This is a genomic window from Nocardia sp. NPDC004340 (genome assembly GCF_053602575.1).
In genome coordinates, this window is record NZ_JBSGDW010000004.1 from 484,496 (window position 1) to 498,093 (window position 13,598).

The following is a 13,598-nucleotide window of genomic DNA, read 5'->3' on the forward strand; positions in this document are numbered from 1 at the left end:
CGTCCAGTCTGTGGGGAGTCCGCGATGACAGCCGTCGGCGATCGGGAATTGTGGTGTCCACTGGAGAGCTCGGTGCATCCGATGCTGACGCGGATCGAAGCCGACAGCATGGCCTGGCTCGACGCGCACCACGTGCTGCCGCCGCACCGGCGAGCCGAATTCCGTTCGGGCGCACCGGCCGCGCTGGGGTCCTACACCTATCCCCGGGGAACCCGCGAGGGCACGCAGCTGGCGACCGACTTCATCACCTGGCTGTTCGCGTTCGACGATCTGTACTGCGACGCGAACCGAATCGGCAGTGACCCCGTCGAATTCAGTTCGATCATCGGCGACCTCGTCCACGTGCTGGAATCCCCGGCGGACAACCCCGTGCTGCCGGTCGCGCGAGCGCTGCGCGACCTGAACGGCCGGGTCGCGGCAATGGGCTCCCCGGTCCAGCGCCGCCGCTGGGCGGACGACACCGAGAAGTACCTGCTCACCAAACTCTGGGAGGCGGGGCGGCGACAGGCCGGATCCCTGCCGCCGCTGAACTCCTACGTCCACCTGCGCAGGCTGGGCGGAGCGAATGTAGCGTGCCTCATGCTGACCGACATCAGTCTGGGCCGCGAGGTCCCCGCGGAGGTCATGTGCGGCGACCGGATGACCGAGCTGGTGAAGGCGGCCGCCGATCTCGCCGACCTCGACAACGATCTGCTGTCGTATGCCCGGGAAAGCGGTCCCGGCGAGGAGTTTCCGATCAACGGGATCACCGCGGCGGCCTTGCACGGCACGCCCGACATCGCCGCCGCGAGCGCACTGGTGCTGGAGCTCCGGGATTCCCGGATGCGGACTCTGGTGGCGGAGTCGGAAGGATTCGCGCAATTCCCGGATACTCCGGCCGCCGACTTCAGTCGTGGCGTCTGCGAGTGGGTCAGCGGGCACATCGCCTGGATCATGAAGTCCGGTCGGTATTCCCGGCTTCCATTCGGCGCTCAGGAGTAGCCGAGACCGCGGAGTTGACGCGCATCCGCAGCCCTCGGGGCTGCAAGGTCGCTGACAGTGCCGGTCGAGCATCGGTCCCGGGCAGGGCATGCAATCGCCAGCGGGCGGTCATGGTCGCCAGCGCCAGCGTCATCTCGGTCATGGCGAAGTCCTCACCGATGCACTTGCGCGCACCGCCTGCGAAGGCCAGGAAACCGCCACGGGCCGTGGATCTTCCGGCGGTCGCCCACCGATTCGGGTCGAACAGCTCGGGATCGGGGTACAGGTCGGCCCGGTGCTGAATGGTGAAGGCGCTGTACAACACCGTGGTACCCGCCGGCAGCGCGTGGCCGCCGAGTTCGGTGTCCTCCCCCACCGTGCGGGTCACGAACCAGACCGGCGGACGCAACCGCAGAGTTTCGGTGATGATCCGGCCGGTCACCGGCAGGTGGGGTAGGTCGCCATAGTTCGCGGTCCGTCCGGCCAGCACCGAATCAACTTCCGCCCGTTGCTGTTCCGCGACAGCAGGATGCGCGTCGAGCAGACTCAGCGCCCACGCGAGCGCGGTCGCCGTGGTTTCGGTGCCCGCCACGAAGAAGGTGATGACCTGATCGCTGATCTCGAGGTCGCTGAGCCCGCCCCCATCCTCGTCCTGTGCGGCGATCAACGCCGAGAGCAGATCCCCCTGATCGGCCCCCGCCCGCCGACGCGCGGTGATGATCTCGGCCAGCGCCGCACGCAGGTCGGTGATCGCACGTTCGTAGGCCCGGTTGCCCGGGGTCGGCACCTTGAGCAGCGGAGCCGGTAAGAGCGTGCGCGCCATCAGCATCCGCACGACGTAGTCGACGTCCCGCAGCATCTGCCGCAGGACCGGTTGCGGGGCCGAATGGGTGAACAGCGTCGCCGCCGTCACCGCCGAGGTCATCGCGTGGAGTTCGGCTTTCATGTCGAGCTCCTGACCGTCGTTCCAGGATTCGACGATCTCTCCGATGCACCGGCTCATCACCGCCGCGTACTCGGCGGTCCGGCTCGGATGGAAAGCGGGCTGCACCAGTCGCCGATGGCGGCGGTGCAGGGCGTACGGGCAGGTGACCAACCCGTCGCCGAGGACCTCACGGACCCGATCCAGCAGGGGCCCGCCCTTGTCGAAGACCCGGTCCCGCCGCAACAACTCCTGGGTCAGACCCGGATCGCAGACGGCCACCGCGTCGACCGGGCCGAGGCCGATCCGCACGAGATCCCCGTGCGCGGGCAGCGAACTCAGGAATCCGAGCGGGTCGCGCAGCAACGTCACCATATGGCCTAGCAATGGCAGTCGATGCGGAACGGCGGCGATCCCCGACGGGAATGTCATGGCGACTCCCAGGATTGGCGGAGGCACTCCCGAAAGGCGATTCTACGCTGGGGATTTGCGCCCGGACCGCGAAACCGCCGAACGCCGGCCGCTCGGGTCAGAGGCGAAGTCGCGCGATCACCGCACGATGATCGGTGTCCGGAATCGTGTACGAGGACAGGGCGACCGCGTGTCCCTGCGCGATGAGGATGCGGTCGATGCCGATCACCGGTCCCCACCGGCGGTCGGTCGGCCAGGTCGGGAGGGCGCCGACGCCGAGGAGTTCGGCGGAGTCGGCGTAGCGGCCGCTGACCAGGTTTCGGTAGGCGGCGTGGTCGTAGGTGGAGTTGAAGTCGCCGCCGGCCACGACCTGGCCCGTCGTCTGGTCGAGGATGTCCCGGATGCGGCCGAGTTCGTGCGCCCACACCCCGGCGTTCAACGTCGGCGGGATCGGGTGCAGCGCGAACACCGTCACCGGGCCGCGGCCGGGGTGAATCATGGTGGCACGCAGATTGTTCAGCCAGAAGCCGTCGAACTTGACGCCGTCCTCCAAGGGATAGCGGCTGAAGATGCCGGTGCCCTGTCCAGCGCTGGAGGAGGGCGCGGTGAACCGGTGCGGCAGCAGGTCGGCCAGTCCGGCGGCGTCGAGCTTGCTCAGGAGTTCCGGAGTCAGTTCTTCGACGGTCAGTACCTCGACCTCGCGCTCGCGCACCGCCCGCACCACCGCGGCGGCCGAGCCGTGGCCGAACAGCAGGTTCGACTGCATCATCACCAGATCCGTACCGGGCGGGGCACTCCCGTCCGGCCACAGCATCGGCGCCTGTGACCACAGCGCCGTGGCCGAGACCAGGACGGCCACCGCGGCGCTCACCCACCGCCGGGCCAGTCCGAGCACCAGAACCGCGACCAGCGCGCAGACCATCAGGTACGACGCGAACGATGCCGCCAGCACGGCCGGTTCCCATACCCGTGAGTTGTAGTGCAGCCCGATTCCGGCCACGCCCGCGGCGAGCAGCAGCCATCCGAGCACCGGCAGCACCCACCGGAGCAGGCCGCGGCGGCGTGCGATCGGCTCGACGGCAGCCTGCTGCTGCCCCAACGCGTTGACCATTCAGTCCTCCCCTATTCGCCGATCACGCTACGCGATGCCGGTCCGATCCACGAAAACCGCCCCTATTTCCGACAATTAAGATTGTTGCCGGATACTCGCCGAGTTCGATCGAATGGCGTCGAAGTCTTGATGAAATTAACTTTCCACCGTAAATATCTAATTGCAGTTAACGATCTGCCAGAACTGGCCCCTGACCGGCCATCGATACCAAACCGTTATTTCGAATACCAGCCGCCGCATGATGCGAACAGGTTACATTTCAAACCCCTGAAGTTGCGGCACACCCCACCGGGAACGCGCTGTTGCTTCACTATTTCGGGAGTTAGTTATGAGAACGACCGCCTCCACACTGCTTCGCGCCGGTATTGTTTCTCCGGTGGCTCTGGCCACTGTTTTCTGTTTGGCCGCGCCCGCGAATGCGGCGCCCGTCACCGTGAACTGGAGTTGCCAGGGCACGATCTTCGGCATCGGCCAGACCTCGAGCATGACCACCACGGTCACCGGCACCGCGCCGGGCTCGGCGGCGTCGGGATCGGCCGTGGCCATCACCCTCACCCCGGGCTCCTCCACGGTCCCCAGTTCGGCCTCGGGCTTCTCCGTGACGAACATCAGCAACCTGAAGATGACCTTCCCGACCCCGGCGAACTCGACGCTGGTCTCGGCCACCGCCTCCGGCGGCACCGTGGCCGGCACCGTGTCCACCTCGGGCGGGAACGTCGTTCTGACCGTGCCGGGTCCGATCGCGGGCGGCACCAGCTTCACCCCGCCGGCGGTGACCATCAATGTCACGGCCGGCAGCCCGGGCACCCCGATCACCAGCAAGTACGCGGGGACCAGTTTCGCCAACCCGGGCATGACCATGACGACCAAGGTGGGGTTCATCGGCAATGTGGCGACGTCGTGCTACCCGAACCCGTCCCCCACGCTGACCACCACGACCGTCAGCTGAGTTCGTGAAAATGCCTGGACCGGGCTGTTTCCGCCAGCCCGGTTCAGGTTCCGCCCATCGGATGGGGTCCCTGCATTGTCCACCGAACCCGCTCGGATGGCAGTGGAGCTCCGAAAAGCCCTGGAGCTCTACCACGGAACGGTCGAGGATCTGGCGCGTGAACTGCTCCGCCTGCTGGGGGTGAACGAGACCGACCGGCGCGCACTGGAAATCGTCCTCGTCGGCGGACGGTCGACGACACCGGGCATGCTTGCCGAACGGCTCGGCCTGACCGCCGCGGGCGCCACCGTCCTGCTCAACCGGCTCGAGAAGCAGGGCTATGTCACGCGCTCACTGCACCCCACCGATCGCCGCCGCGTGATCGTGGTGGCCACCGATCTGACCGCGCGCCGCGTGCGCGAGCTCATCCGCCCGCTCGCGGAGGAGAGCTTCAAGATGATGCTGAACTGGTACGACCTCGACGAGCTCGAACTGATCGCGGGATTCCTGGGCCGGGTCGGCGAACTGCAGCGCGTGCACCGGGAACGGCTGCGCGATATGGATCCCTACCCGCGGTGATGGCGCATGGCCGCGACGACCTCGTCCGGTGAGGCCGGCATCGTCTGCGTGGAGAACACCGCCGGACTGAAGCCGAGGCCCTGATTCAGCCGCCCGAGCACGCGGATCAGCGGCGAGGAGCGAGCCAGGAACGCCGCCGGATCCCGCAGCGCCACATCGACGAACGGCTGCCCGCCGATGCTCGACACCTGCACACGGTCGACGTCGGCCCAGTCGACCGACCCCAGCCGGCGATGCGTGAAGCCCCGATCGGTGATGACCAGCTCCGGCTTGCGCCGCGGCAATTGCAGCACCAGCAGCACCCAGCAGGAGCCGAAAAAGGCGAACGCCATCGCGCCCACCACCATCGAACTCGCCTCGGTGGTCAGCATGAGCACGCACCCCACCAGGACGAAGAACCCCGCCCCCGCCGCCAGCAGCAGCGTGCGCAGTATCGACGACTTGTAAACCGTTGTCGTCTCCAGCTTTCCGCCCCGCCCGTCGGATTCAGTCACCACACTCCACCTGACTAGCCCTCACCGCTACGGCGTCAGTATGCGTCACCCGCACCGCCGGGAGAAACCGAGCGCATCCCACGCCGGGTCGCGGCTAGAGCTTCGGAATCCCGAGCAGCCCGCCGAGGCAGCCGCTGGGCCCGGTCAACATGCCGATCGAGAGCCGGTAGTCACCACCGGTCAGCTTGCAGAGCAGCATCGCCGTCGCCAGATCCAGTCCCGCCGAGCCGGTGCCGAACCCGGTCTGCGCGAGCGTGGCCGATCCCGCGTCGGCGATGGGCGCGCCGGTCGGCACGTCCGCGGCAGCCGCTCCCGGCCCCGAGAGCAGGAGACCACCGGAGAAGCCCACCGCCACGGCCGATTTCACCAGAACGTGCGTCATACAGATCCATCTTTCGTTGCGAAAACCAGAGAGCCGCAACAGTAGTCGTCGAGACAACGGGTGAAACGACCACATTTCTAAGGGCGACAGGCTGGACTATGCGCTCTTCGAACCGTCCTGCCGTCACGTCGTCCCGACGCGCGACGCTTCCATTCGATCCGACCGGCTCGCCGCAGGTGGTGACTTGTGAGTCTCCTGGACCGGATCATCACCATGTTCGTCACCACGGGCAGCGCAGAATGGCCCGGCGTCCAGGAGATGCGACGCCTGCGGAACCTCGCCGACAACGAGGACCGCGTCGAGCAGGCCGACGCCCGCGGCGCTGAGCAATCCGTCCGACGCGTCCGTCCGCCCTCACAGATGCATTCTCGGAACCGCGACGAATTTCGGCGGTCGGCGCGGTCATATCAGTCGAAGGTGTTCCGTGCGAGGACGCGGGCACCCGGACCGCGAGGAGAATCGCATGAACCAGACGTCTGACCTCGCCGCGCCCGCGGTCGAGCATGCGCTGGCCGAGCTGCGACCGGCCCTGCTCGCCTACTGCTATCGCATGCTCGGCTCGGTGCTGGAGGCCGAGGACGCGGTGCAGGAGACGATGATGCGAGCGTGGCGGTCCGCGGCCCGGCTCAACGATCCGGCGGGCCTGCGGCCGTGGACCTACCGCATCGCCACCAACGTCTGCATCGACGCGAGCGCCGACCGGCGGCGGCGGGCGCTGCCGATGGATCTGGTCGCCGCGGCCGACCCGCGCGGCGAGCTGGGCGCCCCGCTGCCGGAGTCGACCTGGGTGCAGCCGTTCCCGAGCAGCCCGACCGTCGATCCGTCCGAGCAGGCCGTGTCGAACGAGTCGGTCCGGCTCGCTTTCGTCGCCGCCCTGCAGTATCTGCTGCCGCGCCAGCGCGCCGTCCTGATCCTGCGGGACGTACTGTGCTGGCGGGCCGCCGAGGTGGCCGAACTGCTGGATCTCAGCGTCGACGCCGTCAACAGCATGCTGCGCCGGGCCCGGGCGGCACTGGCGCAGGCACAGCGAGCCGGCGGCGCGCGGCCGCTCGATCCGATCGACACCGGTCTACTCGAACGCTATGTCGCCGCCTTCGAGCGATTCGACATCGCCGGTATCGTGTCGCTGCTGCGCGACGACGCGATCGTCGACATGCCGCCGGTCGCGTTCTGGCTGTTCGGCCGGGAATCGTTCCGCCGCTGGCTGATCGGATCCGATATCGGATGCCGTCGCAAGCGATTGATTCCGATCCAGGCCAACGGGTGTCCCGCCGCCGCACTGTACCGGGAGACCGACGGGCGGATGACCGCCTTCGCCATTCAGGTGCTGGAATACTCGGGCGGTCAGATCGCGCGGTTGCACACCTTCCTGCAACCGGAACTGTTCGGGGCCTTCGGGCTACCGCACCAGCTGGACTGATGGTTCACCCACCGCAGTCGGGCGCGGCGGTGTCGAACACCTCGCTCAGTCCCGCCAGGTCGAGCAGGATCAGCAGGCGATCATCCGCACCCACGAGCACGCACCGGCATCCGGAGCGCCTGGTCGTCAGGGCGATTCGTGCCAGCGCCTGCACCACCGCCGACGCGCAACCCGAAAGTGCGCGCACATCACACAGAATCGCGCGGTGCCCGTCGGCGCGCAGGGCGCTGACGCGGGCACACCACGCGGCGGTGCGGCCCGCATCGGGCTCGCCGGCCAGCACCACGATGCCGCCACCGGACGGCGATGCCTGTTCGAAGTACATACCGTGCACCACCGTCACGGCCTCGGAAACTCGTCGCGGCCCGAGCGCACTGCCGCGACGAGTTTCCGGCGCCCGGCCGGTTGTCAGGAGCATGGTCAACGAAACACATTCCCCAGTAGGGCAATCCGCACCACCGATGCGGCCGCCTACCACCATGAAGCCGGGAGCGATCCTCGCATTGATGTGCGGCGCCCAATTCATCGTCACCCTCGATATCGCGATCGTGAATGTCGCGCTGCCGTCCATCCAATCCGATCTCGGCCTGGCCGCCGGTGATCTGCAATGGGTGGTCATCACCTACGGGCTGCTGCTCGGCGGCCTGCTCCTGCTCGGCGGTCGCGCCGGTGACCTGCTGGGCCGCCGCCGGATCCTGCAGACGGGTCTGGCACTGTTCGCGGGCGCCTCGCTCACCGCCGGGCTGTCCGGATCGTTCGCCCCGCTGGTCGCCTCACGCGCGGTACAGGGCGTGGGCGCGGCACTCGCCGCTCCGGCCGCCCTGGCGGTGGTCGTCGCGACCTTCCCCGAAGGGGCCTCCCGAAACAAGGCGCTCGGCGTGTTCGGCGCCGCCGGCGGCAGTGCCGCCTCGGTCGGGGTGGTGCTGAGCGGCGCGCTCACCGCGGGGCCGGGCTGGCAGTGGATCTTCTTCATCAATGTTCCGATCGTGGCCGGCATGGTCGCGCTGATCCCGAGATATGTTCCCGCCGACCGGCAGATCCACCGGGGACCGTTCGACATCGCCGGGGCGGTCACGGTGACCGCCGGGCTCACCGCGTTCGTGTACGCCATCAACAAGAGCGTGGATCACGGCTGGACCTCGGCCACGACGCTGGGCTTCCTGATCGCCGGGTGCGCGCTGCTGGCCGCGTTCGCCGCCATCGAATCTCGATCCGCGTCGCCGCTGGTGCCGCTGTCGATGTTCCGGCGTCCGACCTTGAATGCCGCGAATCTCGTTGCGGCACTGGTGTTCGCCGCCTTCTTCGCCACCATCTTCCAGGCGTCGCTGCTCATGCAGCAGGCGCTCGGATACTCGGCCCTGCGCACCGGGCTCGCCTATCTCGCGATCGCGGTGACCGCCGTGGTGGCCGCGGCGGGCATCGCACCCGTCGCGCTCACTCGACTCGGTGCGGGATGGTCGCTGGCGCTGGCGCAGGGGATCGCGGCGGCCGGGCTGCTGTGGCTCGCCCGGATACCTGCGCATGCCGCGTACTGGCCGGATCTGTTCCCCGGCTTCGTCGCCGTCGGAATCGGCATCGGGCTGTCCCAGACCTCGCTCCAGGTCGCCGCGTTCATCGGAATCCCGGAGAAGGTCAGCGGTTTGGCGGGCGGCATGGTGGAGACGGCGCGCGAAATCGGCGGGTCGCTCGGTATCGCCATCGTGGCGGCAGTGGCGATCGCGGTGGGCCACAGCGTGTCGACCGGCCCGGCCGCGGCAGTGACGGCGGGATTCCAGCGCGGGTCGCTGGTGGCGGCCGGGTTCAGCGTCGCCGCGGTCGTGACGGCGGTCGCCGTGGTGCGCCGCGCCGAACGCTCTGCTCGCACAACCGCGCCCGTCGTGGTGGAGGCGCTCTAATTCTCGGGCTGATGGTCCGGCGCGGCATCCGGCAAGAAGTAGAGCTGTGTCCGGTGTGGATCGAGGATCGTCGATCCACACCGGACGCGCGAGAGGCGGGACTGCTCAGCCGAGTTCGAGGTCCAGGTAGGACTCGGAGTACTCAGGTGAGGTGATGGTGGTGGTGCCGGGCGGGCTGTAGGAGTAGAGCTTGTCGTAGCCGTTGACGACCAGTGCGAGGCGGTGCCCGTCCGGGATGTCGTAGCAGGCGCCTTGCAGGCGCCAGCGGACGACGCGCTGCTCCCCCGGACCCAGCTCGAGCACCGTGCAGGGCTCGTGGGTGATGATCCGGGCCGTGTCGTCGGGGGCCACATCGAACAGGTAGGCCACCAGGGTGGCCGCCGAGGCCGTGCTGCCCACCGACAGGCGCAGGGCCGGGATGCCGCGCACGCGGCGACCACCCGTCAGCGCTTCGGACTGCCAGATCAGCAGGCGGTCCCGCTCGAAGTCCCCGACCTGATAGAGCTGCGGATTGCCGTAGCACTCCCGCTGCCCGGTCTTCAGGAACTCGGCGACCGCGGTGGCCGAGGTGGCCGCGGAGTCCTTGTCGCCGACGGTGAAGCTGCGCGTCCACCCGGTTTCCGGCTTCGGCACGAGGGTGCCGTCCGCGCCGCCGTTACCGAGGTACCAGCGTTCGGTTTCGGTGCTGACCTCGCTCCAGTCGAGCTTGGCTTCCCGTGGCGCGGGTTCGGTGATCCGTTGCGCGCCACCGGCGATCGGCTGGGTGCGGTAGGTGAACATGATCTGATCGCTGACCGGTTCGGATGGGCCGCGGTCGATGCCCCGCAGGTGAATGTCCAACCAGTCACGCGCTTCTCGCATCGGCGTGAGCAGGCCGGGGAAGGGGAATCCCAATGGGATTCCGACCAGTCCGGCGGCTTCGGGTGCGCCGTGATTGCCGATCCACACGTTGAGTCGCTTCGGCACGGTCAACCGGTTGAACGTGTCGAGCACTTCGTTGACCGGAAAGAGGGTCTCGTGCCAGGTGTTCGACATGAACGTGGCGATGCCGCGAGAGTTGGTCAGCTCGACGAAGGTTTCCGGCGAGCGGTCCAGCCCCCAGGCCACGACCTCGTCCATGTTCTCGCCCCGCTCGAAAAGGTCGAGGATCCGGAGGGTGTCCGGGTCGAACTTCTCCTCGCGTGTGCCACCGGTGAAATCGACCAGCAGTTGCATCGCGGCCAGGTGCCGGGTTCCGTTGTCGTACAGCGACGTGGCCAGGTTGCCCCAGGTGCTCAGTGCGACGACCGCCGACACCCGCTCCCCCGGGTCGGTGGCCGCGATCAACTGGCTCAGCCCCGAACCGTAGGACTCGCCGAGCATGCCGACGGGACCGGGCCCGAACAGTTCCCGCGCGTAGTCCAGCACGCGGTGGCCGTCGGCCCGGTCCTTCTCACCGGCGACGTCGATGAACCCCTGCGACGTGGTGACCTCACCCGGCGTGCCGAGACCGCGCGGCGTGTAGGCCAGCACGTGATAACCCGCCACGGCCAATGTCAGATAGGTCCACACGAACGGCAGCCAGCCCAGCGGACTCCACCCCGCCGGCACCACCACCACCGGACGCGGCTCGTCCCCGTTCAGCTTCACGGTCAACGCCGACAACAGCACCCCGTCGGCCCCGGGAATCTGCGTGATCTCCACCCCGGCGCCACCCCGGACGGTATCCACCACCTCCTGCAACTCCGGCGGCAGCACCCCGGCCGGCGCGACCCCGCGCACCGCCGCCAGCAGCGCCCGCGCGACCTGCACCACCTCCGGCGTGAAGGTCAGACCATCGGCCCACATGCCATTGGCCGCAATACTTTCCAGGGTTTCATTGGTTACGTTCTGGACAGGTTCGGTCACTATCGACACACCCCGATTCCACTCATGTCGTACATGATGAAAATGGTGAAAACCTGTGCCAGGAAACGCATCTGGCACTGATTCATCGTAGGAGCGAACCATACGAGCGCGTGGCGAACCGGCGAAACATACCGCGACTCACGCTCTCGCAGAACACATTTCACCGAGCATCCTCGGCGAACAATGGACTGGATTCAACCGACTGGTCGCGATGACCAGTCGGGACATCCAAACAAAGCAATCGCCGCCGATCGAGCCGAGCGCCGCGGCTGCGCGTTCGCACATTCCTGCGATCGGCTCCCGCGGCAGAGGCGTGATAGCGGGGACGGATTCGTCGCCGAGCATGCCCATGGCGATCACCGCTTGCTCCCGGGCCATCTGCTGTCCGTGGTTCCAGCATCGCGACCAAGCACCGCCGAACGGTACCTGGCGCCGATCCTGCCCCCGGACACAAAAGAGCAGGCCACACCTCGAGGTGTGGCCTGCTCTTCTCGGTGGTCCTAACCATGATCAACCCGAACCATCCCACGGCCCACGGACCGCAGTTACGGATCAAGCCGGTCGGAACACTCAGCACACGAGCAAGGGCTTGACCCACGGATTCATCTGTCGAAAGCGTGTCGCCCTCCCGTTGTGCCGAATCGACGCGGCCGGGCGTGGTCAGGTTTCGGGGAGGGGTGGGGCGGGGGTGAAGGTGACGGGGAGGGAGGCGAGGGCTCGGTGAAATGGGCCTGGGCGCCAGGATAATTGGGGGGCGGGGAGGGCCAGGCGGATTTCGGGGAGGGCGTCGAGGAGTTGGTCTACGGCTTCCTGGGCGATCAGGTAGGCGAGGGAGCTCGCAGGGCAGGCGTGGGGGCCGATGCTCCAGGCCAGGTGGGATCTGTTGCCGGTCGATTGGCCGCTGCGGATCTCGGGGTCGGTGTTGCAGGCCGCCATGCTGATGACGACGGGTTGGTGGGCGGGCAGCCAGCAGTCGTCGATGAGGACGGAGCGGGGCGGGTAGCTGATGCAGAAGTTCGCCATCGGCGGGTCGTCGAAGAGCACTTCGTCGAGGGCGTCGCGGGTGGAGAGGCTGCCGCCCAGGGCACTGCCGGCGAACCGGTCGTCCACCAGGAGCAGGAGCAGGGTGTTGACGATCAGATTCTGTTGCGGTTCGATGCCCGCGCCGTAGAGGGTGACCAGTTGGTGCACCATCTCGATATCGGTCAGTTCGGCGGAGTGGTGGAGCATGCGGGTGGTGACGTCGTTGGCGGGATGGGTTCGTTTGCGCAACGTCAGCTGGTGCAGGGCGTCGGCCAACAGCATGTTGCCCTGTTCGGCGCCGATGCCCTCGAAGATCGCGCGAAAGCCCTGCGCCGCCTGCCCGGCGAGGTCGACCGGACAGCCGAGCAGGTGGTTGAGCACTTGGAAGGCGAGCGGAAAAGCGTAGTCGCGCACCAGATCCGCCGAACCCGAGGCGCAGAACGAATTGATCAGCGAGACCGAGACCTGTTCGACGACGCTCTGCAGCCCGTATCGGTCGACTCCGGCCAGGGCGGCGGCATTGGCCTGCCGGTACCGCATATGTTCGATCCCGGTGGTGCGCAGGGAACTCGGCCGCCACTGCATCATGGGCAGTACCGGGCAGTCGGAGGGCACCCCGGCCTGCCACACCCGCGGATCGGCGGGAAATCGCTCGGGATCGTTGAGAATTCTTACCGCCGTGCGATATCCGACCACCAGGGTGGCCGATACGCCCGGCGCGAGGTCGACCGGAACCAGCGACCCGTACTTCTCCCGCATCTCGCGATACGCGCGATGCGGGTCGGCGGCGAATTCCGGGGTGTACATGGGTACCCGGGTACCGCCCGGATCGGCCGGCCCGGCATCCCCGGTACGGACGAACGGCACAGACTCTGACATCGAACTCACTTCACGCGGTGCACAACACTCCCCCGCCGCCGTAAACCGCACATCCCGGACGGACGCGGAACGGTCACCCTACCGACGTGTGCCACCCGCGTGCACGGCTATCGCCCGCTTCGGCGGTCGGTGGGGCCAGGTCATCGTTCTCGTTGACGTCCGGGTCAGCGGGCGCGAGCGCGTAGGCCTCTACTCCAATTGACCTTGGCCACCACGGACGGTGTTCCTCCCCGGCGGTGCCGCGGCGGACCCACCCGCTGCTTTCGACCTGCAGGCCCATCGCGGCGGGCGCGGGTTGACGGTCGAGAACACGCTCCCGGCGTTCACGCGGGCACTCGAGCTCGGGGTGTCGACCCTCGAGATGGATATCGCGATCACCAAGGACGGCCGCGAGGTCGTCACCCACGACAGCACGGACCCCGTTTCGAGGGTTGATATCTGGCACAAAAAAGAGCAGGCCAGCACCTTTTAGGGCGCTGACCTGCGTTTGTTGTGGTTCTAGCTGGGATCGAACCAGCGACCCCTCGCGTGTGAAGCGAGTGCTCTCCCGCTGAGCTATAGAACCGGGGTCTTGTCGCCGAGGCGACTGTTCGGAGCGGCGTTTGCGGTGCCGCTCGAACGAGAATGAAGATTACACACCCGGCTGCCGTCACACCAAATCGCGTGCACAACGGCGTAAAACTGAGGTTATCGGGGGCGGTGGGGCG

Annotated in this window: 13 protein-coding genes and 1 tRNA gene; 6 read left to right on the plus strand and 8 right to left on the minus strand. The window is 67.7% G+C overall.

Translation table 11 applies throughout. The annotated features are described in order from the left end of the window. The first annotated feature begins 24 nt into the window (after positions 1-24). Positions 25-981 (plus strand): terpene synthase family protein, encoded by a 957-nt coding sequence (locus tag ACWEOI_RS18875; RefSeq protein ID WP_452360392.1) that lies wholly within the window; start codon positions 25-27, stop codon positions 979-981. On the opposite strand, the gene ACWEOI_RS18880 is transcribed toward ACWEOI_RS18875, so the two are convergent. Together ACWEOI_RS18880 and ACWEOI_RS18885 are read right to left on the minus strand one after the other, a co-directional pair. Then, complete coding sequence (locus ACWEOI_RS18880; protein WP_452360393.1) at positions 932-2,314, minus strand: cytochrome P450; 1,383 nt, start codon at positions 2,312-2,314, stop codon at positions 932-934. The genes ACWEOI_RS18875 and ACWEOI_RS18880 overlap by 50 nt on opposite strands. Before the next feature lie 97 nt (positions 2,315-2,411). Then, positions 2,412-3,404 (minus strand): endonuclease/exonuclease/phosphatase family protein, encoded by a 993-nt coding sequence (locus ACWEOI_RS18885; RefSeq protein ID WP_452360394.1) that lies wholly within the window; start codon positions 3,402-3,404, stop codon positions 2,412-2,414. A 376-nt stretch (positions 3,405-3,780) separates the two neighbouring features. Between ACWEOI_RS18885 and ACWEOI_RS18890 the strand changes: the two genes are divergently transcribed. Together ACWEOI_RS18890 and ACWEOI_RS18895 are read left to right on the plus strand one after the other, a co-directional pair. Then, on the plus strand, positions 3,781-4,353 hold the full coding sequence (locus ACWEOI_RS18890; RefSeq protein WP_433672590.1) for a hypothetical protein: 573 nt from the start codon (positions 3,781-3,783) through the stop codon (positions 4,351-4,353). A 96-nt stretch (positions 4,354-4,449) separates the two neighbouring features. Continuing rightward, a complete protein-coding gene (locus ACWEOI_RS18895) occupies positions 4,450-4,911 on the plus strand; it encodes a MarR family winged helix-turn-helix transcriptional regulator (RefSeq protein WP_357094050.1) in 462 nt (153 codons plus the stop codon). Here the strand turns inward: ACWEOI_RS18895 and ACWEOI_RS18900 are convergent. Then, on the minus strand, positions 4,899-5,405 hold the full coding sequence (locus ACWEOI_RS18900) for an STM3941 family protein (RefSeq protein ID WP_452360395.1): 507 nt from the start codon (positions 5,403-5,405) through the stop codon (positions 4,899-4,901). The two genes, ACWEOI_RS18895 and ACWEOI_RS18900, sit on opposite strands and share 13 nt — an antisense overlap. A 94-nt stretch (positions 5,406-5,499) precedes the next feature. Next, positions 5,500-5,787 carry a hypothetical protein gene (locus ACWEOI_RS18905; protein WP_379097259.1) on the minus strand — a complete coding sequence of 96 codons (288 nt, stop codon included), beginning with the start codon at positions 5,785-5,787 and terminating at the stop codon, positions 5,500-5,502. A gap of 463 nt (positions 5,788-6,250) precedes the next feature. Here ACWEOI_RS18905 and ACWEOI_RS18910 point away from each other — a divergent pair, with 463 nt between their 5' ends. Then, on the plus strand, positions 6,251-7,207 hold the full coding sequence (locus tag ACWEOI_RS18910; RefSeq protein WP_452360396.1) for an RNA polymerase subunit sigma-70: 957 nt from the start codon (positions 6,251-6,253) through the stop codon (positions 7,205-7,207). 4 nt (positions 7,208-7,211) lie between these two features. Here the strand turns inward: ACWEOI_RS18910 and ACWEOI_RS18915 are convergent, their stop codons facing one another. Continuing rightward, a complete protein-coding gene (locus ACWEOI_RS18915; protein ID WP_452360397.1) occupies positions 7,212-7,625 on the minus strand; it encodes an STAS domain-containing protein in 414 nt (137 codons plus the stop codon). 61 nt (positions 7,626-7,686) lie between these two features. Here ACWEOI_RS18915 and ACWEOI_RS18920 point away from each other — a divergent pair, with 61 nt between their 5' ends. Next, complete coding sequence (locus tag ACWEOI_RS18920; RefSeq protein ID WP_452360398.1) at positions 7,687-9,102, plus strand: MFS transporter; 1,416 nt, start codon at positions 7,687-7,689, stop codon at positions 9,100-9,102. A 105-nt stretch (positions 9,103-9,207) separates the two neighbouring features. Here the strand turns inward: ACWEOI_RS18920 and ACWEOI_RS18925 are convergent, their stop codons facing one another. Continuing rightward, on the minus strand, positions 9,208-10,989 hold the full coding sequence (locus tag ACWEOI_RS18925; RefSeq protein ID WP_379097247.1) for an alpha/beta fold hydrolase: 1,782 nt from the start codon (positions 10,987-10,989) through the stop codon (positions 9,208-9,210). 660 nt (positions 10,990-11,649) lie between these two features. Beyond that, positions 11,650-12,891, minus strand: coding sequence for a cytochrome P450 (locus ACWEOI_RS18930; RefSeq protein ID WP_433672584.1), 1,242 nt, complete (start codon positions 12,889-12,891; stop codon positions 11,650-11,652). Positions 12,892-13,111: 220 nt separating this feature from the next. Between ACWEOI_RS18930 and ACWEOI_RS18935 the strand changes: the two genes are divergently transcribed. After that, positions 13,112-13,363 carry a glycerophosphodiester phosphodiesterase family protein gene (locus tag ACWEOI_RS18935; RefSeq protein WP_452360399.1) on the plus strand — a complete coding sequence of 84 codons (252 nt, stop codon included), beginning with the start codon at positions 13,112-13,114 and terminating at the stop codon, positions 13,361-13,363. A gap of 21 nt (positions 13,364-13,384) precedes the next feature. Here the strand turns inward: ACWEOI_RS18935 and ACWEOI_RS18940 are convergent. Beyond that, positions 13,385-13,456 (minus strand) — tRNA-Val (locus tag ACWEOI_RS18940). Between the last annotated feature and the right edge of the window lie 142 nt (positions 13,457-13,598).

Bases quoted from the DNA above. Each gene is read 5' to 3' on its own strand.
- ACWEOI_RS18920 (WP_452360398.1), top strand. From the start codon at position 7,687: ATGAAGCCGGGAGCGATCCTCGCATTGATGTGCGGCGCCCAATTCATC.
- ACWEOI_RS18880 (WP_452360393.1), bottom strand. From the start codon at position 2,314: ATGACATTCCCGTCGGGGATCGCCGCCGTTCCGCATCGACTGCCATTG.
- ACWEOI_RS18915 (WP_452360397.1), bottom strand. From the start codon at position 7,625: ATGCTCCTGACAACCGGCCGGGCGCCGGAAACTCGTCGCGGCAGTGCG.
- ACWEOI_RS18885 (WP_452360394.1), bottom strand. From the start codon at position 3,404: ATGGTCAACGCGTTGGGGCAGCAGCAGGCTGCCGTCGAGCCGATCGCA.
- ACWEOI_RS18930 (WP_433672584.1), bottom strand. From the start codon at position 12,891: ATGTCAGAGTCTGTGCCGTTCGTCCGTACCGGGGATGCCGGGCCGGCC.
- ACWEOI_RS18910 (WP_452360396.1), top strand. From the start codon at position 6,251: ATGAACCAGACGTCTGACCTCGCCGCGCCCGCGGTCGAGCATGCGCTG.
- ACWEOI_RS18895 (WP_357094050.1), top strand. From the start codon at position 4,450: ATGGCAGTGGAGCTCCGAAAAGCCCTGGAGCTCTACCACGGAACGGTC.
- ACWEOI_RS18905 (WP_379097259.1), bottom strand. From the start codon at position 5,787: ATGACGCACGTTCTGGTGAAATCGGCCGTGGCGGTGGGCTTCTCCGGT.
- ACWEOI_RS18875 (WP_452360392.1), top strand. From the start codon at position 25: ATGACAGCCGTCGGCGATCGGGAATTGTGGTGTCCACTGGAGAGCTCG.